The sequence below is a fragment of the Parapedobacter brassicae genome (assembly GCF_051400755.1).
Classification (GTDB): Bacteria; Bacteroidota; Bacteroidia; order Sphingobacteriales; family Sphingobacteriaceae; genus Parapedobacter.
In genome coordinates this window covers 431,889-452,254 of sequence record NZ_JBLFFL010000003.1, presented here as the reverse complement: position 1 = coordinate 452,254, position 20,366 = coordinate 431,889, and the positions used below count along the sequence as shown (strand labels likewise).

The following is a 20,366-nucleotide window of genomic DNA, read 5'->3' as shown; positions in this document are numbered from 1 at the left end:
ACCAGTTTGTACTAACTTTGTAAACATAGTGAAAAGGGAATTGATGTAAAATAATCGAATCAACGACCTTGGATAAGCCAGATACTGTATGAGGAAGTTTTTACGCCACATAATTGTTATATTGACAGTAAGCACCGTGATGCTCATCGGAAGTGCAGACGCAGCGTGGATGTCTATAGCTACGGCGGAGGCTGATACCAGTCGTACGGCGACGAAAAATGAAGTCAAAGCTACCGAGGCTGCTCGGGTTTTATCTTCAGAAAAACGCATGCAGCGATCATTTTTCTCTTCTTTCCGAAATTTCCTGCCTTTTCGTTCCAATGAAATCCAAAACGAGAAGCTGTTGAGCAGTGTGAAGATTTTCCCTAATCCTGTTGTGGATCAGATCAACCTTTCCTATCGGCTTGATAAGCAAAGTTCGGTATCGATCAAGGTAATGGATGCATTGGGCAACGAAGTGATGACATTGCTTAGTCAAGAATTGGATGCTGGTCCCCAAAGTCATGTCTTTGAAACCAGCAATAAGCTTACCAATGGCTTTTATTTTATCCGTGTATCGGCCGGCAATGAAACGGTTGTGAAGCGGATTTCCGTGCTATAGTTTCAGACTCCCGTTTATTCGGGTTCTATCCATCGATCATCTTCGCGTATGATTTCTATTAACTCGTTGAGCGCGTTTGCCGTATTGACATTCCGTTTGACCACCTCTTTGCCCCGGTAGAGGGTGATCTTTCCAGGCCCTGCACCAACATATCCATAGTCCGCATCGGCCATTTCCCCCGGACCATTCACAATGCAGCCCATGATACCGATTTTCAATCCTTTAAGATGATTTGTGCGGCTACGGATCATTTGGGTGGTTTCCTGCAAGTCAAACAGGGTACGGCCGCAGCTTGGGCAAGAGATGTATTCGGTCTTGGATATGCGTGAGCGGGTGGCTTGCAAGATGCCGAAAGCGGCAGAAACCAGCTTGTCCGTTGGGGTGGCCGGCGAATCGATCCAGATGCCGTTGCCCATGCCGTCGATCAGCAACGCCCCCATATCCGTGGCGGCATACACCTGCAGCTTCGATAGGGGCTCTTCCGGGTCCATCAAATCACCCTGCGGACCCGAGAACGCTTCGGCTGGATAGTGCCGCCGGATGATGACGGGGTTGGTGATCCCCAGTTCGGACAGCGCCGCAAAAAACAGGCGTTGATCTGCCATGCCATGCGGTTCGTCCGTCTCCAGCACAAATACGATGGTTTTGTCCAATGGCAGCGCCTCAAACCAAGGCGTGTACAGATCCGCCCGGCACACCCGTATCATATTCAGGCTAGCATCCCGCAGGGCGGCTTCCGTAAATTCGCGCAGCGTGTATACCGGGTGGATGTTTGCCTTATCATTGATGCCCACCCAGGTCGGGTAATCGTACAACTGCTTGAGGTTGCCCGGCATGGTAAAAGAAGGCAGCTGATCAGCCAAATAAACAAAGTCTACCGATTGCTCGCCCATATGATATTTGTCGAGCAGGATGTCGTATTTATACCCGACATCGGCAAGGATCGCCGGGTCCTTCAGGTTTTTGTGCGAAATATCGACCACGACCCGCGGCACCAACGCCCCCCCGATGAATGCGCTCACCTCGGTCGAAGCGTAAGCTTGAGGCTTCGTGATCGTCCTGTCAGGACCAACCGATTCCCCTATACGGGTTTGAGCCTGCCTGTCTTTATACCGGTTTACCAGCGCGATCGCCACCGGAGCTTCACATTCGGGTTCTTCCGTCAGCGACACGCGTACCGTATCTCCCAAGCCATCTTCGAGCAATGTGCCGATGCCCACGGCCGATTTAATGCGCCCATCCTCCCCATCGCCCGCTTCCGTGACACCCAGGTGCAGCGGATAGTTCATTCCCTCGGCCACCATTTTCTCCACTAATAGGCGATATGCCCGCACCATCACCTGAGGATTGCTCGATTTCATCGAGATGACCAGGTTGTAATAATGGAGGTCTTCGCATATGCGGATAAATTCCATGGCAGACTCCACCATGCCTTCTGGCGTATCACCATAGTGGCTCATGATGCGGTCTGACAGCGAGCCGTGGTTGGTGCCGATACGCATGGCCGTGCCGTATTCCTTGCAGATGTTTACCAGCGGGGCGAATTTGGCATAAATACGCTCCAGTTCGGCTTGGTAAGTCGCTTCCGTGTAGTTGAGTTGGTCGAATTTTTTCTTATCGGCATAGTTGCCGGGGTTGATGCGCACTTTTTCCACGATGCGCGCGGCTACCTCCGCCGCATTCGGCGTGAAATGGATATCGGCCACCAAGGGTACATGACATCCACGTTTGCGCAGTTCCTTTTTTATTTCAGCGAGGTTATGCGCCTCCTTCACACTTGGCGCCGTGATGCGCACATATTCACAGCCGGCCTCCACCATGCGGATTGTTTGCGCTACAGAACCGATGGTATCCATGGTATCGACAGTGGTCATGCTCTGTATCCGAATGGGGTTATGACCTCCCATGGGTACATCACCGATGGTCACTTCACGCGTATGCCATCTCGAATATTCCGTCAGCGAGTTGCAGTAGCCGCCAGGCAGCGTATTTTGGAGTTTGGTATCCATATTTACGTACCGCAAAGTTAAGGTTTTTTTTCGCTGAAAGCGACCGTTGTTTTAGCGAGGCTTTTTGTCGCTCGCCGCGACAAGGCCTTCCTTTTTTTCCGCAAAAAAGGAAGCAAAAAACTCGCCACTGGGGTCTTTGCTACGATTGGTAGTGCCTCAACCTGCTGACCGCAAATCCCCTAGGTGGCATTTTACGATAAACGAGGGTTTCCTGCATGCAATAGGTGGACAGCGTTGTGGGCAGTGAGCGGGCGCAGCCGTACGGGATTATCGTCGGAGCCGAGGCCTAGCCTGTGTAGGCAGCAACTGGCAGCAGGCATGCCCTCACGTCATATCACCGCGAAGCGTACGGGATCAGCAAACCGACGAACGAAGGGGTATTGCAATGGCGTGGCTTCGGTTTGTTGCTGGCATGCGGCAATCAACCTGCAACATAGCCTCCACAGCCTTGACTTTTGGTTCTTTGGGTCAAGCCAAAGAACAAAGAAGCCCCCGCGGCTTGAGCGGAAAAAAGCCCATTCGCGGGCGAGCGACATTCAAATCAACCGATCTTTAATGACCAGCGTACCGGCGATCTTGTCGTGCAGGCATTGCTGCCTGCGGTCCAGGAAGCCACTGAAAAATCCGATACCAAGGGTCAGTACCCCCACTAACTTTGCCAGGTTGCGCAGCAGCGCCTTGCCATAGCCGATCGGACGTCCCTGCTCGTCCGTCACCCTCACACCGATGAGCATTTTACCGATGGAAGCGTGTTTTTTGGAGCCCTCTGCGATTACACACAAAATAAATTTGAAGATAGGCACCAGGATCAGCCCACCAAGAATCGTAGGGATACTCGCCTGGGCATTCGCCGTCCCGCTCAGGTATATTGCCGCCAACACGGCATATATGCAAAACGCAATGAAATAATCAATAGCCGTAGAAAGCAGCCGCATATCCAGCGAGGCGAAATATTGGGGCTCTGCGACCTGATGCTTCACATGCAGCAGCTCGCTCAGTTGGGCGATTTCCCGAAGCTCTTTAAACTCCGGATACCCTTGGGGCTTCACAAAGTCCGTTGAGCGGAGTTTCATGCTCCGCAGTTCATCCAAGGTATACGGCCCTTGTGGCTTCCCTTGGATGACCACTTCATACCGCTCTGGCAACGTATCCACCGGGTTAATCGTAACGTTTCACCGTAAAGGAGCTCAATCCGCCTTGCAGGTTGACGACAAACTTATTGCTGGCATTTTCAAAACCTTCGGTCACATACGAACCATCGCCCTGCTTCGTGAAACCCGGGAAATCCCGCGATGACAGTCCAGATTTAGTCACGATTCTGCACGCGGCAGCGCGGGGTATTTCGATTTCGACACTGGCCACACCCGATTCAGCGTTGATGGTAGTTTCCGCCAGCGGCATGCCCAGCCGAGCCTCAAAAGCCGCGGCCCCGCCTTTAAAATTGAGGCTGGCCACTTTATACTTCGTCAGGTCAAACTCCGCTGCGCCGGCACCCATCTCCAGGTCAATACGCCACACCGGATTGCCATTGAGGCTGATTTCAGCCCGGTTTTCATCCCCATCAATATCCCAGTTGTCTTTTTTATTGTTCAGCATGCTAAACGTCAACTCCGCAGTGGAGCCATTGGTGGTCGTTTCCAGCTGGTGAGCACCTATGGTACTGGTGGCTTCGGCACTGAAAAGCTTGTCGGTAAGGCCTTCGATCTCATATTCCACGGCCCCACCCTTGATACTCAGATGCGCCTCCGTGATATTGCTGTCATATTCATGCGTAAACGTACCCTTAGATTTTTCCAGGCGTCTTGCGTGGTCATCACCGTCCGCATCGGGGTATAGCCGTTCGCGCCGTTCGCTGCGTCGATCATCACTGTGGAATGTCCACCAGCTGTCGCGGGGTGGAAATGTACCCCGATAGGCCAAAAATGCCAGGGCTGCGATGGTGACTACAATGGAAACGGCATTGCCCATACCGCGCTTCGGCACCAACAGGTTTACACCGATGATGATCAGGATCACCGGCCACATGCTAAAGACCGATCGCCAGTAAAAATCGATCACATCCAAGTTATCCAATAACAAGACCCCGCCTACAAACAGCAGGATGAGCCCCCAACTTAATTTTTCTTTGTTCATAGCCGTTGTTTATTTGGTGTATGTATGCGCAGGTCCGTCATCGTCCGTCGGCGGCTCCGGCTCCTGCGCGGGTTCATCTCCTTGTTTGTATGACCAAAAATCCTTCCTTCCGCTGTTGAATGCACCGAAAATGCTGGCCAACCCTGCAATGATGATCAAGACCGGCCAGAATCGCGAGAAGTCGCGCCAATGGAACACATCCAATTGGTGCAGCAGGAAAAACAAGCCAAGTGCCAGCAGGATGATCCCCGCTACATACCGATCCTTTGACGCGTTTTTGGGCACACCGGGCCTATCCGTCTGGTTCCACCCATACGCCGCATTGCCTGCATCATATGCGTCCGCCGCTTGCCGGCTTTCCGGCGTGCGGTAGTCCACGTCAAAGGGGTCTTGAGAGAATGAGAATGCCTTTACCGGCAATACAATCCATAATACGATATACACAATCGGCCCCAGCAAACCAATGCCCATGTAACCCGAAAAGAAGACACTAATGACAAAGGCAAGCCTGACCCACGTCTTATCTATCGTAAAATATGCACCCAAGCCGGCACACACACCGGCAATTGCGCCCTCGTGGGGTATCCGTTGCAGTTTCTTTTCCATCGTTCTGTTGTTTTTAACTATTGCCAAATTTCGGCACGATCATCATTTCGTCCACATTGGCACCCTCACTCATCAACAGGCAGGCAGCGATCGCATCTGCAATATCCCCCGGCTGTACAAACTGGTCGGCGGGTATCGTTGTGCCCTCCCATGAAGATGTCAATGTCGAACCCGGAATGATTTCGGTCACTTTGACACCGTGCGGCCTCAATTCATCCCGCAATACATGGGTTAGACCCCTTATCGCATATTTTGTTACAGTATAGGTGCCGCCCGATGAAACGGGTTGTCGGCTGGCGATGGAGCTGATATTGAAGATATGCCCCTTGCGGTTCCTGCGCATGTGTCGTCCCACTACGCGAGATAACACATGAGGGGCGTAATAGTTGATCTGCATTTGCGACCTGAAGTCGTCATCCGATTCATCCAGCAGCGAAACCGGCCGGAATATCCCGACATTATTGACCAGAATATCCACGTCCGCTGCCACGCGTTCAATCCATTGCACCAGCTGTTGAAGCTGATCACCGTCAGACAAGTCGCACGCCAAGTATTGTATGCGGATAGGGGGATGTTCCTGCTCCAAATGCGTTTTGAGCGCTTCAAGGGCTTGGCCGTCGCGGGCTGAAAGAAACAGGTGACAGCCCAGGCTGGCCAGTTTCGTTGCGATGGCATGTCCCATGCCTTTCGTTGCCCCGGTGATCAGGGCCGCCTGATTGATAAGTGCTGGCATATGAATGTCTTTAATTTTCGTTTCCTAACCAAAACTTGTATCTTTAAGCGGAACATGGTAAGGGATTCGATTACGCAAAGTTAACATATGTTTTTTAGCTATTTCGGGCAATACTTGTTATTACTGAAATCGGTCTTCAGGCGACCGGAAAAATGGAAAATTTACTGGAAGGAGATTATCCACGAAATGAACGAGATCGGCGTCGGCTCACTGGGCCTGATCGCCATTATCTCCACCTTCGTGGGGGCGGTTATGACCATGCAGATCGCCTTCCAATTGGTTTCCGATCTGATTCCAAATTCCGTTATCGGGCAGATCAACCGCGATTCGAGCATCCTCGAGCTGAGTCCGACCATTACCGCCTTGGTATTGGCGGGTAAAGTAGGGTCGTCCATTTCCTCCCAGATTGGGTCCATGCGGGTCACGGAGCAGATCGATGCGCTCGAAATCATGGGTATCAACGCCCCCGGATACCTGATTCTCCCCAAAATATTAGCCGGGATCACGATGATACCCATATTGGTCATCATCTCCATCTTCCTGGCACTGGCCGGCGGCCTGATGGGTGGGGCCATATCCGGCGCAGTGACACCTGCTGACTACATCAACGGCATCACCGATGGTTTCATCGGCTACACCGTGGCCGTGGCCTTGGTCAAAGCGTTCGTCTTCGGGTTTGTCATCACGTCCGTATCGGCGTTCAAGGGGTTTTACGTGCGGGGCGGGGCTCTGGAAGTGGGGCAGGCCAGCACCCGCGGAGTAGTGATCAGCTGCATTTCCATCCTGGTCATGGACTATATCGTTACCGCACTGATGCTGTAGTCGTTTTACCGTTTTATTCCATATGATAGCAGTTCAACATATCCACAAGTCATTTGGTGATAACCACGTGCTCCGGGGCATCGACGCCACGTTTGAGGCGGGCAAAATCAGCTTGATCATCGGCGGTTCAGGATCGGGCAAGAGCACCCTATTGAAGTGCATGGTCGGGCTGCACACGCCGGAGCAAGGCACGGTACGTTACCAGGGCGAAGATTTCACGCAGATGGACTTTGAAGAGCGCATCGCCGTCCGGAAGGAAATCGGCATGCTGTTCCAGAATTCGGCGTTGTTTGATTCGATGACCGTTGAGCAAAACATCATTTTCCCGTTGGAGATGTTTACCGATATGAGCCGCAGCGAGAAAATCGACCGGGCAAACTTCTGCCTGGAGCGCGTCAACCTTGCCGGTAAAAACAAGCTCTATCCGGCGGAGCTTTCCGGCGGTATGAAGAAGCGGGTAGGCATTGCCCGCGCCATCAGCATGAGTCCGAAATACCTATTTGTAGACGAGCCCAATTCCGGGCTGGATCCTGAAACAGCCATCTTGATCGATGAGCTGATCTCCGAGCTGACCGAAGAATACCAATGTACCACCGTGGTGGTGACCCACGACATGAATTCGGTGATGGGCATTGGTGATCATATTCTGTTTTTATACAAAGGTCAGAAATGGTGGGAGGGGTCTAACAAAGAAATCGCCCATACCGACGTAGCGGAACTGAATAACTTCGTATTTGCCAGCCCCTTCATGAAAGCGGCCAAGGAGCGGTTTTAGGGAGACGTCTGTCGCTTGCCGCGACTTGGCCTTCCTTTTTGACCGCAAAAAGGAAGCAAAACCGACCGAAGGGAGCTCATGAGCACCGCTGAAAGCAAACCAGCGGCGAATAAACTCGCCGCTGTACCCAGCTGCTACGATGGGTAGTGCATCCCAGTGCAAACCGCAGCTAGCTAAGGCGGCATTTTTGCGAAACGTAGGGTACCTACAAACAATATACTGAATATCCATATCTTTGCCGCAAAGCATTTTTATCTTGGCATCAAATAACATCCAACTCCTCAGTCCCCAGCACTGGGAAGACTATGAACTCATCGACTGCGGCGATTTCGAGAAGCTCGAGCGTTTCGGCAAGGTGGTATTGATCCGTCCCGAGCCCCAGGCCGTGTGGCCCAAGGCGTTGCCCGAAGCCGAATGGACCAAGCGGCACGACATCCGCTTCAAAGGGCGTTCGGCCACCAGTGGCGATTGGGTCAAAAAGCGGCCCCAACTGCCCGATCGGTGGCATATCGCGTACCGGAATCCGGATGTGGCCATCAACTTCCGCCTTGGGCTTACCGCCTTCAAGCATGTGGGCATTTTTCCTGAGCAGGCGGTCAATTGGGACTACATCACTGAGTCTGTTAAGTCCTTTCAAACCAAGCAGCCCAAGGTGCTGAATCTTTTTGCCTATACCGGCGGCGCTTCGCTAGCCGCCCAAGCTGCCGGCGCCGATACCACCCATGTCGATTCCATCAAGCAGGTGGTCACCTGGGCTAACGAAAACCAAGAGCTGTCCGGTCTGTCCAACATCCGCTGGGTAGTAGAAGATGCATTGAAATTCGTCAAGCGCGAGCTCAAGCGGGGCAACACTTACCACGGCATCATCCTCGATCCGCCAGCCTATGGCCATGGCCCGAAAGGGGAAAAGTGGAAGCTCGAAGACCACATCGCCGAGATGATGCACGATGTGGTGCAACTGCTAGATCCGCATGAGCACTTCCTGATCCTCAATACCTACTCATTGGGTTTCTCCTCGGTGATTGTGGATAATTTGATCAGGGCCGCCATGCCCGCCGTGCAACAGCTGGAAACCGGCGAACTCTACCTGCAAGCCACGGCAGGGAGCAAACTGCCGCTCGGGGTATTTGGGAAGTTTAGGAAGCTGATGCGATGAGGTATTAAAGCGCGCTAGGACGTTTTCCCGATCATTGCTCAGCAAAAGTCTTTCCCAAAGGCTACTGTTGATTTGTCGTTCCAGCTGGCGAACCGTCCAATGATTTTTTACGGTTTCCGCAATATAGAAGTCTCTTTGGTCCTGTGAATCAAGACGTATCAATATTTTATATTGGCTCCAGCTCAATTGCGAATACACTGTATTCGCAATTGGGAAAGTGCGATAAAACTGCCGAGAAAGCTCCACTTGCCTTTTGGAAAATCCGCTTCCAAACTCTGGTTCTAATTGTTCTGCCACCATGCGCGTGAGATATTCCGCGTAGTCAGCACGGTCTTTTCCCTGTTGCTCTTCCTCGAAGATACGCTGGCCAATACGCCAATACATCAGTGTCCGCTCATGGTCCGCTTGCCGTATAGCACGATCACGGGAAGAATGGATAATCTCTTTAATATCAGCTATAAGCGTGCTTTGCGATATCGACATGCCTCAAAGATAGTCGGTAAAACAATTATTTATATGGATAAAATTAATCTGATAGTGCAGATCCGAACTTTCCCAAGACATTCCACCTATAAGTCCAATTACCTTCATCGCATTTAATTTAGTAATTAATCATAGATAACCGCAAACGATTGCATTCTCATGAGCTCGCATCGCTTTGTGATTGATTATTCCAAAAAAAAGTGAATTTGAACTTGTCGCATTTTAGCCCTATGATTGTCGTATACATACGCTAATTGACATGGTATTTTACCCGAGATTTGTATCGTAAACAAAACCAACTACGATGAAAATTAGCAATCTTGTTGAACTATTTACTGTCCTTCCTGAAGACGAAAAAATAATGGTAGATGTGTTGCGACAGATAGTTATTGAAACTCTTCCTGAATATTGCAAAGAGAAAATATCATACAATGTCCCATTTTTTTACGGCAACAAAGGTGTCTGTATTATTTGGCCTTCAACTGTTCCGAGGGGAGGTATCAAAAAAGGAGTTCTTTTGGGTTTTTGGTATGGGCACAAACTAAATGACCACGACGGCTTTCTTTCTCATGGAACTAACAAGCGAATTTTTTATAAAATCTACCAGACCGCCGAGGAGATTGATGAAACTCCAATAAAAAAGCTTTTAAAAGAAGCGATCAAATTAGATAGCACTTTCAAAAAAGTATCCTAAACTATAATTAGCCGAATCATTTTGTATGGGCATCTTTTATTTTCTGCTCTCAATTTCGTCGAAATAATGCATTACTTTTTTTTCGATGTCGTTTTGCAAATCCACTTTGTTGCCGTACAGTTCAGTCCTCAATTGTCTATATAATGATACTGCGTTTCTTAAACAGTCTAATAAAGATTGTCTGTTGTAAGTCGGTATTGTTAGTTTTAGTTTGGCAAAATCATCAGGGTCTAGATCTGTTTCTACTTTCCTTACACCACGAGGTAAGTTGCCATTTTTGATGTGAAGTAAAGGACCAAAAACGTTCATTCGCAAAAATCCCAAAAAGTCGAATGCTTCAAGATACTCTCCACGTCCAATTTTTAATAGTGCATAATGTATCCACGTCCAAAAGCGGCCTTCGATCCATTGATAGTCGGGATAAGGAAAATCTGCTTGTGAGTTACTGATTGCTTTTTCAAGTTGCCCGTTTTTGTCAAGGAGTATCGTTGGTGTTTCAATACGTGAATGAAACTCCTCGAGGGTTACAAATTTTATGTCAACGTGTAAGAGCGGGTTGTCATAAAGACAAATTAAAACTCTTGGTTCTCCGACGTGTTCGCCTGTAAATCCGGATAAAAAATTCCCTAATCTTTTTGCATAGTCAAGCATTAGGTTTTTGTCGTCTGAAATTTTTTGTTGAGTTACCAGAATTAAATCAAGGTCAGAAAATTCATCTATTTCATTTGTCAGCCATGAACCAGCAACAGCCAAACCAATAACATTTTCGTTTGATTCCAAAATTCTCTTAGCTCTGTCAGCAAAATCGCGTTGTATCATTTTGTTGATTATTGACTTATCTACAGACCAAAAAGCGCGTGGATTAAGATATGCTTCAGTAATATAGGTCACATCGTGTTACGGATGTTGTATTGTGGATTATGTTATGCCTTTTTTGGAGGCAAATCAAAAGCTATAGCCTCATGCTCGAAGTGTCCGTTGTGTGATCCATCGCAAAAAGGCTTGTTTTTTGAAAGCCCGCAGCGGCAAATGGAAAGTACGGACCTTCCTTGTAAGCCATAGGCATCACCATTTCTGTCTACGATTTCAAAATCACCTTCAATTCTCACTGATCCATTGTTATTAATAGTTAGTTTAGTCTTCGCCATTTAAGTTTTCCTTTTTCTGCCAAAAATAGCACATCCAAATGATCGATAGACATCTACTTATAGTTTAGAAACATTATACTGTATAGGCATCTTCGTCTCAGGTTTACGTTGATAGCCCCTAATCCCATTGGGGCGGACCTGTTAGTTTGTTTCTTTTGGAAACGAAAATATCGCTTCCATTTCTTATAATTGCCGTGTAATCAACGAATGACACCAATGGCTATTGCAATCATTTCTTCTTTTATCACCGCGGGGCTTACTGGCTTACTGTACTGGTATATCCATAAAACTGCCAATGAAGTTTCTTTTTCAGCGGATGGGATGATCAGGCTTACCATGCATCCGGCATACAAATATCTCTCCTTAGCTGATTAACAGAAGAATTGACCCCTACTCAAACACCACCGTCTTATTTCCGGTAATAATCACCCGGTCTTCGATGACCAGCGAGATGGCCTTGCTCAAGACCGACTTTTCCACCTCTTTGCCCGCGCGGACCATATCCTTCACCGTGTAGCTATGGTTCACGGGTTTGATATCCTGGGCGATGATGGGCCCCTCATCGAGGTCAGTGGTCACGAAATGGGCGGTGGCGCCGATGATCTTCACACCGCGGGCATGGGCTTGCTTGTAGGGGTTGGCACCGATGAAAGCGGGCAAAAAGGAATGGTGGATGTTGATGATGCGGCCGGGGTAATGGGCTACGAAATCGGCTGAGAGGATGCGCATGAACTTGGCCAGCACGAGGTAATCGGGCTGGTAGGGTGCCAGGGTATCGGCAAGCGCGGCCTCAAACTGCTCCTTGGATGTTCCCTCGTGCGATACGTGATGAAACGGAATGCCGAACCGCTCGGTAAAGGCGCTGAGCTGATCGTAGTTGCCCACCACGCAGCACACCTCGGCGCCGAGGGTGCCGAAGAAATGGCGCACGATGATGTCGCTGAGGCAATGGTGTTCTTTGGTGACCAAAATGGCCAACCGCTTTTGCTGGGGTGGGTTGACGACGATGGTGGCTCCGGCGGGCAGCGCGGTGGTCAGGTCAGCAGCGAGCTGCTCGCTGTCTTCCGGCTTGCCGGCGCAGACGACGCGCACGTAGAAACGGTTGGCCGCCTCATCGACATACTCGCGCATGGTGACGATGTTGAGGCGGTGTGCCGCGACGGTATTGGCGATCTGGGCCACGAGGCCTACGGCATCGCGGCACTGGATGAGGATGAGGGTCTGATTGGTCATCGCTTTGCGTCAAGCCACGAGTTCTTCTTCTTTCGCTTTGTCCATCTCGGCGATGTCTACCTCGATGCGCAGGTTGTTGACGATGTGCTTCTGCCGGTCGGGGGTGTTTTTGCCCATGTAGTACTCCAATAGTTGGATGATCTTCTGGTCTTTGGAGAGGATGACCGGATCGAGCCGTATGTCTTTGCCGATGAAGAGCCCGAACTCCTCGGGCGAGATTTCGCCCAGTCCTTTGAAGCGGGTGATCTCGGGTTTGCCGCCCAGTTTCTGGATGGCGCGCTGCCGCTCTTCGTCACTGTAGCAATAGATGGTCTCTTTCTTGTTGCGCACGCGGAAGAGGGGGGTCTGCAAGATGGACACGTGACCGGCCTTGACCAGGTCGGGAAAAAACTGGAGGAAAAAGGTCATGAGCAGCAGGCGGATGTGCATGCCGTCTACGTCGGCGTCGGTGGCGACGACGATGTTGTTATACCGGAGCCCGTCTAGCCCGTCTTCGATGTTGAGGGCGTGCTGCAACAGGTTGAATTCCTCATTTTCGTACACGACTTTCTTGGTGAGGCCGAAGGCATTGAGCGGCTTGCCTTTGAGGCTGAATACCGCCTGGGTCTGCACATCGCGCGACTTGGTGATGGAGCCGCTGGCGGAGTCGCCCTCGGTGATGAACAGCGTGGTTTCCTGTGCGCGCTCGTGCTTATCGCCGTAGTGGATCTTGCAGTCGCGCAGCTTGCGGTTGTGCAGGGAGGCTTTCTTGGCCCGCTCGTTGGCCAGCTTCTTGATGCCGGCAATGTCTTTGCGCTCACGCTCGGATTGCAAAATGCGTTTCAATAACGCGTCGGCGGTATCGGCGTACTTGTGCAGGTAATCGTCGAGCGCTTTTTTGACAAAATCGTTGATGAAGGTACGCACGGTGGGGCCTTCGGGGCCGATGTTTTGCGACCCGAGCTTGGTCTTGGTCTGTGATTCGAAGACGGGCTCCTGCACCTTGATGGCGATGGCGCCGATGATGGAGGCGCGGACATCGGATGCCTCGAAATCTTTCTTGTAAAACTCGCGGATGGTTTTGACCAATGCTTCGCGGAATGCCGCCTGATGGGTGCCGCCCTGTGTGGTGTGCTGCCCGTTGACAAAGGAGTAATATTCCTCGCCGTATTGCTGGCCGTGGGTGATGGCGATCTCGATGTCATCACCCTTGAGGTGGATGATCGGATAGCGCATGGATTCGGTATCGATGTTGCGCTCGAGCAGGTCCTTGAGGCCATTCTCCGAAATGAATTTCTGGCCGTTGAAGCTGACCGTCAATCCGGAATTGAGGAATACATAATTCCAGATCATGTTTTCGACAAATTCCAGGCGGTAGTGGTAATGCCTGAAAATGCTATCGTCGGGATAAAAGGTCACCGCCGTGCCGTTGCGTTGGGTGGTGGTTTTCTCTTCATCCTTCAGCAGTTCGCCTTGGCTGAACTCGGCGATACGGGTTTTCCCTTCCCGGTAGGATTGCACGGTGAATGATGAGGACAGGGCATTGACGGCCTTGGTACCCACGCCGTTGAGGCCGACAGACTTTTGGAAGGCCTTGCTGTCGTACTTGCCGCCGGTGTTGATTTTGGATACCACATCGACCACCGACCCGAGGGGAATGCCGCGGCCGTAATCGCGCACGGATACCTTATGCTCGTTTACGGTGATCTCGATGGTCCGCCCGGCACCCATCACGAATTCGTCAATGGAGTTGTCTACCACTTCCTTGAGCAGCACGTAGATGCCATCGTCATACGCCGAGCCGTCGCCCAGCTTGCCGATGTACATGCCCGGCCGCAGCCGGATGTGCTCTTTCCAGTCGAGTGAACGTATGCTATCTTCGTTATATGTGGTCATTTTTTATAAGACATGAGACATGAGACATCAGCTATCAGATTTTTGATGGTTATCAACTAATATCAAAGCCATGCAAGTATACAGAATTTTTATTTTACCCGCACCCGTATTCCTTCGCTGTGACTGCTGAACTCCGGGGCATACATGCACTGGATGGTGCTGATGCCATTGGAGAAATCACCTGCCTGCGACACGAATACCGGGTATTCAAACACATAGGTGCCTTTGCGGAGGTAGTCAAAGAAGAAGTTGGTGGCCACATCGCGCGTACTTTCATAATAGCCCAATCCGCCTTGATAGCGGTGTCCGCTCAATACGTTGACGGGTTCGAAGCACGCCGCCCGCATATCCTTGAGGTGTACATATTCCATGTCGCGGTCTACGCGCAGTTCGATGCGTACCTTCACCTTATCGCCTACCTTCAGCGGGTTTGCGGCGGTGATCTCTTCCAATACGGGGCCGCTGTCGGTATTCCGCTCGATGTAGAGCTGCTTGCGCAGGCTTAACGGCGTTTCGGCAGCGGTAATCTTGTCGAGGTTTTCAAAATACTGCCAGTACACGGTACCCCAAGCCACCCCTTCATTGACGGCCTTGTCTACGCTCACCGAGATGTTGCCCATTTCGGGTACTACGGCATCGCCGTTGATCCGTTTCTTGAAATAACCCGTGCCGGCCTCGGCTACAGCCTCGGTAGAACGGATGGTCTCGTCGCCAAGGGTAATGGTAACGGCAGGCTCGTTTGCGAGCCAGTCACTGCCTTGCAGCAGTAGGGCATAAATGGCATCGGCCGTGGCTTTGGTGGTATTCCAATGCTGGGTTTGTTTCTGCTTGAGCAGCCATACCTTCAGGTCATCCACGGCTTGGGTATCTTTCGCCACCTCGGCAAAGGTTTCGATGAGCAATGCCTGTGCTTCGATGGGGGCCTCGTACCACCAATACCCCTGTGGCATGGCTTTCCAGTACATGCCCATTTCCGCTTGCCGGATAGCGGTCTCGCGGAGGGAAGCGACGATGTCTGCGGCAGTGGCGGCATCGTCCATCCGTTGCAGCGCGAGCGCGAGCTGGCCCTTGAGGTAGGGGTTGAACTGCTGCCAGTAGTCGGCGGCCTGCGATACATAGTAATCATACGCCTTGCGGCTTGCGTCCGGCACGGCCACGCCATCCGTCATGCTGCGCAGGTAGAGGTACTGGATTTGGATAGGGCTGATCTGTTGGCTATCCAGCTTGGCCTTGTCGCGCAGCAGCCGGTCGTAATCGGCTTCGACTTGCCGATCCAGGTAATCGACGGCTTTCTGTAGGATGCTTTTGGCCGTTTCGGAATGGGCTGCCGCTACGCCCAGCTTTTGCAGGCGGGCGATACCCGTGGCGAGGTACTGCGTGATATAGCGGTTGCTCATCATGCCCCTGAACCACGGAAAGCTGCCATCGGATAATTGCATTTCGGCCAATTTGGCGAGGTTTTGCTCCAGTCCCTGCGCCAGTTTGTGGCTATCGAACAGCAGCGCGATGCGGTGTTTTTGCTCGCTTTCATCCTTGGCTTCCATCACCCAGGGGGTCTCTTCGAGCAGGGCCGATTTCAATTCCTGATTTTTCTCCAGGTTGGAGAGCAGGGCGGTGGTATCGCTGGTTTTCCAACGATCGAAGATGGCCTTTACCGTGGGCGCTTGGCTTACGATGTGGCTGGCCAAGGCGTTGGCGTAAAAGCGGTTGAATACCTGCTCGGCACACTCGTACGGATACTCCATCAGGTAAGGCAGGGCCTGCACGGCGTACCACGCGGGGTTGCCCGTAAATTCGACGGTGAGGGCATGGTGCACCAGGGTGTTGCTGGTAGACTGGGCCAGTTTTTCCAGCTGGAAGGTTTTCGTTTCATTGCCCCGCACGGGTAGCGGCAGGGTCTCGGTGACCAGCATGCGGTTGGTGATCACAGGGAGGGTGTTTTCCTCCCCATCGGTGAAATTGCCCGCCTTGGCCGTGATGCGCGCCACCACTGGTGACAGGTAGTCGCCCGGAACCTGTAGGTCCCAATGGACAGTCGCGCTCTGGCCAGCAGCTACGGAAAAGTCCTGTTGCGCGGCGCTGTTGCCGAAATCGCTGATCGGTTGGAGCGTTGCGGCATCCAACAGGGTCAACTGTGCTACACCGGCTAAGGCCTCGGCGCTGATGTTGCTCACCTTGGCACTGATGCGGATGTCATCCCCCTGGCGCAGGAAGCGCGGCAGGTTGGGCATTACCATCAGGTCTTTCTGGGTTTTGACCTTGCCTTCGAGGTACCCGGTTTTCCAGTCTTGGGTATGGGCAAATGCCATCAGCTTCCATTCGGTGAGGGCTTCGGGAAGGGTGAACTCGAGCGTCACGTTGCCCTCGGCATCGGTTTGCAATTGGGGCAGGAAGAACGCCGTCTCCTGTAGGTTGGTGCGTATGGGGATGTTGGTGTCCGCTTCGGCGGGGGGTGCTTGCTCCTCGCTGGCAGCTGTATCTTCGGCAGCGCCGGTCAATGCAGATTGTTCTTGCTCTCCGTAGCCTACGACTACGACTTCCTGTAAGGCGCTTTCTGGTGATGCTTGCACACCGGCAACCTTTCCCGCGAGTTGGTTAGAAACCCCCCGTATCCGGATGCCTCTGCCGGGGCGTGCGTAGCCGGACAAGTAGTTTACGAGTTGGTCATACTGCTTGTCGAATCCTTCGGGCCAGGGGCCATTGATGGTATTTTGCCACACGGCGCCGGCGCTCAGGCCGAAACCTTGCTGCGTATTCCAGTAGCCATCAAGGAGGTTGACGGGCGAGAGCTTATCCCACTGCCAGCCATGGGGCTTCAGTGCATCCAGCGATGCGTCATACAATCCGGCGAGCAATTCGGCGGCTACAGCGTCTTTTTTATCGCCTTTGATGGTGAGGCGCCACGCTTCCTGCTCACCCGGCAGGAGCTTATCGCGATGCGTGGCCCATTCGAGTTGCAGATCCCGGTTGGTCCACGGGATGTCAATGCGCTTGGATGCGGTATACACCCGGTTGTTGTATACATACAGCCAGTGGAAGCCTAAGCCGCCCCGGTCTCCCTCGGTGATGGGGCGGTCGATATGGCGGGTTTCGGAGAACGTGGTGAATTCAGGGCTTACATCGGTGTTGCTTTCCAATACGTAGGTGCTGTCATAGCCTGTTTTGACGGTCATGGCCAATCGTTGGTCCGGTTGCAGGGTCGTACTGTCCGTCTGCATCAGCAGTGCGGTTTGGGGTTGCGCATCACCGGTGGGATCGGTCACATACGTATATTGTTTCTCGGTGATGGTATTCCCCTGCGGGTCGGTGGTCGTGAGTTCGATGAGGTGCCAGCCTTCATCCTTCCATGCTGCCGCGGGGAGTTCCGTTGCCGTTTTCTCTCCGGTATGGAGCGTTGTTTTCCATATCGGCTCGTCGGGAGGCCAATTCAGGTAGTCCGCCTCATCGCCATACTCGTCGTCCGGAAAGGCCGTGCGGAATTCCGCTTCCGTCATCGTATATCGGTCCGGTTTTTCCCAAAGGCGTTTGCGGTACAGTTTGCCCGGAAAGCGTAGCGGGGCAATGGAAACCGATACATCGGCGGGCGTGGATACACCGTTGAGGTTTTCGGTATGCACCGTGAGCTTCTGCGGCTTACGGGCATCCAGCTGCTCGGCGATGGTGGCTTGGATTTCCAGCGAGCGGTAGCCCGCATGGAGGCCATAACTGCCGCTTTGGGTCTCGCCGTTGATGTCGGTAACGTCTACATAGACGGTGTACGTAAAAACAGGAAATGTCTGTGGATTGATTTGCTGATCCGGAATGGGGGTAAAAGGAACCTCAAAAGCGCCTTCGCCATCGGTGGCAACGGTACCATTGGCGATTTCCATTTCGGGCGACTGCGGCTGCCCCCAGCGGTGGAACGCCCAGAAATACGGGAAGCGCGCGCGCCGCACCACCCGATAGCTGACCTGTGCGCCATCGATGCTGTTGCCGGCATAGGCCTGTGCGCGGCCTTTTACGGTCACCTGTTCATGGAGGGCGATGGCCGATTTCACCGTGTCGAACGCGACATGGAATTTTGGCCGCTTGTATTCCTCCACCGAGATATAGACATCCCCGTTGTCATTGCCGATGCGCATCTGGCCGGTGAGTCCGCTGGTCGGCGCCGTGAATTTGCCCGAGAAAGAACCCCAGGCATTGGTGACCAACGGTAGCTTTGCCACTTCTTGGCCATTGGCATCATACAGGGTCACGTCCGTTTTTTCGTTTGCCAATGTCGTGTTGTCTTTGCGTTTGATGTGGTGCTCCACCATGATGCCCTTGAAATGGACGGTCTGTCCGGGACGATAGATCGCGCGGTCGGTAAAAAGAAACGTATGTTTGCGGGTATCCGCTTGTTCATCCTCGCGGTCGAGGCGATAGTGGTAGCCATCGGTTTGTAGGGTATCGCCATGTAACACGACGGTAATCCGGTTGATTCGCCGGTTTTTGGAGCCATCAAGGATCAACGGTGCTACGCCGTCTTCATCCGTGCGGGATTCGCCCAATCGGGTATATTCATAATCCTTGGCCTTGGCATTCCAGTTGTTTTCCCAATGCGTCACCTCGGCCCCTCGGATGGGCATGCCCGACTTGCGGTGGAGTGCCACTAGGGAGGCATGCCGTTGGGTATTTTGAATGACCACGCTCACGCTGGAAACCTGAAAGGGCACGGCATGCAGGATGTTGTCGCCGGATGTGAAATCCGGCGTTGCCGATGCCACGAGGAGAAAGCTCCCCGCGGGCAGCGGGTCTATTTTGAGTTCAGTACGGTGCTCGCGGTAGTCGCCGCTGCCGGGCAGTGCCGATTCCCATTGTTTCAGCGGATTGCCCGCTAGTAGGTTGGCCTGTTCCGCTTCCTTTAGGCCGCGCTGCCGGACATCCCAACTGGAGGGAATGCGATAGATGCGCAGGTATACCTGGTCCAGGTTGCGGTAGGTCAGCAGTGCTTTGCTGTTTTCCGCGGGCAATGCCACCTCTTCGGTTTGCAGGTTGAGCGATTTGCTGGTCAACGTATGGCGCAGCTGCGTGGCGTTGGCCGCCCCTTCGGTATCCGGGAAGCGCGCAATCAGCGCATCGAGCTGATTTTTCAACACCTCGAGGTCATGCCCGGTCGTGTCCGCCGACTGGGTATCATGCCTAAACTGGAGGATTCGGTAGGTGACCTGTGCAGAGGCGGGCGTATTGACATACCGTTGTTCCAATGTTTGGAGCGCCTGTAGGTACAGGCTGTCCTTATCGGGGTGTACCGAATATTGATGCACGAATGCCAGCCGCTGCAGGTCGGCATCGATGAGCGCATCGGGCTTTTCATCGTTGAGGTGGAACCGCAGGAGCCATTGATAGGTATGCAGCGCGCGGAAATGCAGCGCCTCAGGGTTCCGTGGATTGACCATCACGGCGGCAAAGCGATCCACCGGTTCAAACCACAACGTGCCGTCGATCTGAAATTGATAGGCCGGTTTGATGACATCCTTTTCATCATTTTGGAAAAATTCGATGGCGCGGAATGCCAGCAGATCATACAACGTAGGACGCAGGTGCCGTGTGTTTTTGCCCTCCAGCAGCAGTGGTGCGTAGTGCTTCACCGGAATCACTTTCAGCGGCTCGCTATCGAGGATGGAGGCTTGGTAAAGGTCGCTGGCTTTGGACACAAACGCGGCGGCATCCCATGCCGTGATATCGGCAGGCGGTTCGCCAGCCAGCGGTGTCCGGCCTAATATGGTCCAGCGATTGCCTTGGTAATATTGCCAATAGAGTTCGGCATTGATGCTTTGCCACAGCGCCTGTTCAGGACCTTCGCTTATCGCGATGAGCGAATCGATCCGGCGGATGTTGCCAATGGTAGCCTCTTCGTGGATGGTCTCATCCACCCCCATCAGGAACAGCTGGGCCTTAATGGCATTGGGGGCATCTCCTTGCTGCTGCGCGGTGGCCAACACCTTGCGGGCGATTACCGCCGCTGATTCGGGTAGTCCTTTGCCTGCAAGGGAGTCGATCTGCTGCCATTCTTGCTTGAATCGGTGCGTTTGGTGTTGTGCCATGGTAGGGGAGGCGATTGTGATGAAAATTGTCAA

At 52.5% G+C, this 20,366-nt stretch carries 16 protein-coding genes and 1 pseudogene; 6 read left to right on the top strand and 11 right to left on the bottom strand.

The window, feature by feature from the left end:
* Positions 1-88: 88 nt before the first annotated feature.
* On the top strand, positions 89-601 hold the full coding sequence (locus ACMGDE_RS11200) for a T9SS type A sorting domain-containing protein (protein ID WP_436832874.1): 513 nt from the start codon (positions 89-91) through the stop codon (positions 599-601).
* 14 nt (positions 602-615) lie between these two features.
* Here ACMGDE_RS11200 and ispG read toward each other — a convergent pair whose 3' ends face one another.
* The 5 genes from ispG to ACMGDE_RS11175 form a co-directional block, all read right to left on the bottom strand.
* Positions 616-2,610 carry a (E)-4-hydroxy-3-methylbut-2-enyl-diphosphate synthase gene (gene ispG / locus ACMGDE_RS11195; protein ID WP_436832873.1) on the bottom strand — a complete coding sequence of 665 codons (1,995 nt, stop codon included), beginning with the start codon at positions 2,608-2,610 and terminating at the stop codon, positions 616-618.
* Positions 2,611-3,146: 536 nt separating this feature from the next.
* Complete coding sequence (locus tag ACMGDE_RS11190) at positions 3,147-3,764, bottom strand: RDD family protein (RefSeq protein WP_436832872.1); 618 nt, start codon at positions 3,762-3,764, stop codon at positions 3,147-3,149.
* 4 nt (positions 3,765-3,768) lie between these two features.
* Entirely contained in the window at positions 3,769-4,743 is a 975-nt protein-coding gene (locus tag ACMGDE_RS11185) for a toast rack family protein (protein ID WP_436832871.1), read from the bottom strand.
* A gap of 9 nt (positions 4,744-4,752) precedes the next feature.
* On the bottom strand, positions 4,753-5,349 hold the full coding sequence (locus tag ACMGDE_RS11180) for a PspC domain-containing protein (RefSeq protein ID WP_436832870.1): 597 nt from the start codon (positions 5,347-5,349) through the stop codon (positions 4,753-4,755).
* Between the two features lie 13 nt (positions 5,350-5,362).
* Positions 5,363-6,082, bottom strand: coding sequence for an SDR family oxidoreductase (locus ACMGDE_RS11175; RefSeq protein ID WP_436832869.1), 720 nt, complete (start codon positions 6,080-6,082; stop codon positions 5,363-5,365).
* An 87-nt stretch (positions 6,083-6,169) separates the two neighbouring features.
* Here ACMGDE_RS11175 and ACMGDE_RS11170 point away from each other — a divergent pair, with 87 nt between their 5' ends.
* The 3 genes from ACMGDE_RS11170 to ACMGDE_RS11160 all read left to right on the top strand — a co-directional run bounded on the left by ACMGDE_RS11170 (position 6,170) and on the right by ACMGDE_RS11160 (position 8,835).
* Entirely contained in the window at positions 6,170-6,904 is a 735-nt protein-coding gene (locus ACMGDE_RS11170; protein WP_436832868.1) for an MlaE family ABC transporter permease, read from the top strand.
* Positions 6,905-6,926: 22 nt separating this feature from the next.
* Entirely contained in the window at positions 6,927-7,679 is a 753-nt protein-coding gene (locus ACMGDE_RS11165; protein ID WP_436832867.1) for an ABC transporter ATP-binding protein, read from the top strand.
* A 256-nt stretch (positions 7,680-7,935) separates the two neighbouring features.
* The gene (locus ACMGDE_RS11160; protein WP_436832866.1) at positions 7,936-8,835 is read left to right on the top strand and encodes a class I SAM-dependent methyltransferase; all 900 of its coding nucleotides are present in this window, start codon (positions 7,936-7,938) and stop codon (positions 8,833-8,835) included.
* Positions 8,836-8,895: 60 nt separating this feature from the next.
* Here ACMGDE_RS11160 and ACMGDE_RS11155 read toward each other — a convergent pair.
* Positions 8,896-9,318, bottom strand: a pseudogene (locus tag ACMGDE_RS11155) (DUF1016 N-terminal domain-containing protein); the annotation flags it as partial.
* Positions 9,319-9,622: 304 nt separating this feature from the next.
* Here ACMGDE_RS11155 and ACMGDE_RS11150 point away from each other — a divergent pair.
* Positions 9,623-10,012 (top strand): DUF1801 domain-containing protein, encoded by a 390-nt coding sequence (locus ACMGDE_RS11150; RefSeq protein WP_436832865.1) that lies wholly within the window; start codon positions 9,623-9,625, stop codon positions 10,010-10,012.
* A gap of 36 nt (positions 10,013-10,048) precedes the next feature.
* On the opposite strand, the gene ACMGDE_RS11145 is transcribed toward ACMGDE_RS11150, so the two are convergent.
* Together ACMGDE_RS11145 and ACMGDE_RS11140 are read right to left on the bottom strand one after the other, a co-directional pair.
* Positions 10,049-10,831: a hypothetical protein gene (locus ACMGDE_RS11145; protein ID WP_436832864.1), complete on the bottom strand. Its 783-nt coding sequence runs from the start codon at positions 10,829-10,831 to the stop codon at positions 10,049-10,051.
* Positions 10,832-10,935: 104 nt separating this feature from the next.
* The gene (locus ACMGDE_RS11140; RefSeq protein WP_188505910.1) at positions 10,936-11,160 is read right to left on the bottom strand and encodes a CDGSH iron-sulfur domain-containing protein; all 225 of its coding nucleotides are present in this window, start codon (positions 11,158-11,160) and stop codon (positions 10,936-10,938) included.
* A 216-nt stretch (positions 11,161-11,376) separates the two neighbouring features.
* Here ACMGDE_RS11140 and ACMGDE_RS11135 point away from each other — a divergent pair, with 216 nt between their 5' ends.
* Positions 11,377-11,535, top strand: coding sequence for a hypothetical protein (locus ACMGDE_RS11135; protein ID WP_436832863.1), 159 nt, complete (start codon positions 11,377-11,379; stop codon positions 11,533-11,535).
* Positions 11,536-11,550: 15 nt separating this feature from the next.
* Here ACMGDE_RS11135 and purU read toward each other — a convergent pair whose 3' ends face one another.
* The 3 genes from purU to ACMGDE_RS11120 all read right to left on the bottom strand — a co-directional run bounded on the left by purU (position 11,551) and on the right by ACMGDE_RS11120 (position 20,333).
* Positions 11,551-12,393 (bottom strand): formyltetrahydrofolate deformylase, encoded by an 843-nt coding sequence (gene purU / locus ACMGDE_RS11130; RefSeq protein WP_436832862.1) that lies wholly within the window; start codon positions 12,391-12,393, stop codon positions 11,551-11,553.
* Between the two features lie 9 nt (positions 12,394-12,402).
* Positions 12,403-14,268 carry a DNA topoisomerase IV subunit B gene (locus tag ACMGDE_RS11125; RefSeq protein WP_436832861.1) on the bottom strand — a complete coding sequence of 622 codons (1,866 nt, stop codon included), beginning with the start codon at positions 14,266-14,268 and terminating at the stop codon, positions 12,403-12,405.
* 89 nt (positions 14,269-14,357) lie between these two features.
* The gene (locus ACMGDE_RS11120) at positions 14,358-20,333 is read right to left on the bottom strand and encodes an alpha-2-macroglobulin family protein (protein WP_436832860.1); all 5,976 of its coding nucleotides are present in this window, start codon (positions 20,331-20,333) and stop codon (positions 14,358-14,360) included.
* Positions 20,334-20,366 lie beyond the last annotated feature (33 nt).

Bases quoted from the DNA above. Each gene is read 5' to 3' on its own strand.
- ACMGDE_RS11200 (WP_436832874.1), top strand. From the start codon at position 89: ATGAGGAAGTTTTTACGCCACATAATTGTTATATTGACAGTAAGCACC.
- ispG (WP_436832873.1), bottom strand. From the start codon at position 2,610: ATGGATACCAAACTCCAAAATACGCTGCCTGGCGGCTACTGCAACTCG.
- ACMGDE_RS11185 (WP_436832871.1), bottom strand. From the start codon at position 4,743: ATGAACAAAGAAAAATTAAGTTGGGGGCTCATCCTGCTGTTTGTAGGC.
- ACMGDE_RS11180 (WP_436832870.1), bottom strand. From the start codon at position 5,349: ATGGAAAAGAAACTGCAACGGATACCCCACGAGGGCGCAATTGCCGGT.
- ACMGDE_RS11175 (WP_436832869.1), bottom strand. From the start codon at position 6,082: ATGCCAGCACTTATCAATCAGGCGGCCCTGATCACCGGGGCAACGAAA.
- ACMGDE_RS11170 (WP_436832868.1), top strand. From the start codon at position 6,170: ATGTTTTTTAGCTATTTCGGGCAATACTTGTTATTACTGAAATCGGTC.
- ACMGDE_RS11165 (WP_436832867.1), top strand. From the start codon at position 6,927: ATGATAGCAGTTCAACATATCCACAAGTCATTTGGTGATAACCACGTG.
- ACMGDE_RS11150 (WP_436832865.1), top strand. From the start codon at position 9,623: ATGAAAATTAGCAATCTTGTTGAACTATTTACTGTCCTTCCTGAAGAC.
- ACMGDE_RS11145 (WP_436832864.1), bottom strand. From the start codon at position 10,831: ATGATACAACGCGATTTTGCTGACAGAGCTAAGAGAATTTTGGAATCA.
- ACMGDE_RS11140 (WP_188505910.1), bottom strand. From the start codon at position 11,160: ATGGCGAAGACTAAACTAACTATTAATAACAATGGATCAGTGAGAATT.
- ACMGDE_RS11135 (WP_436832863.1), top strand. From the start codon at position 11,377: ATGGCTATTGCAATCATTTCTTCTTTTATCACCGCGGGGCTTACTGGC.
- purU (WP_436832862.1), bottom strand. From the start codon at position 12,393: ATGACCAATCAGACCCTCATCCTCATCCAGTGCCGCGATGCCGTAGGC.
- ACMGDE_RS11125 (WP_436832861.1), bottom strand. From the start codon at position 14,268: ATGACCACATATAACGAAGATAGCATACGTTCACTCGACTGGAAAGAG.
- ACMGDE_RS11120 (WP_436832860.1), bottom strand. From the start codon at position 20,333: ATGGCACAACACCAAACGCACCGATTCAAGCAAGAATGGCAGCAGATC.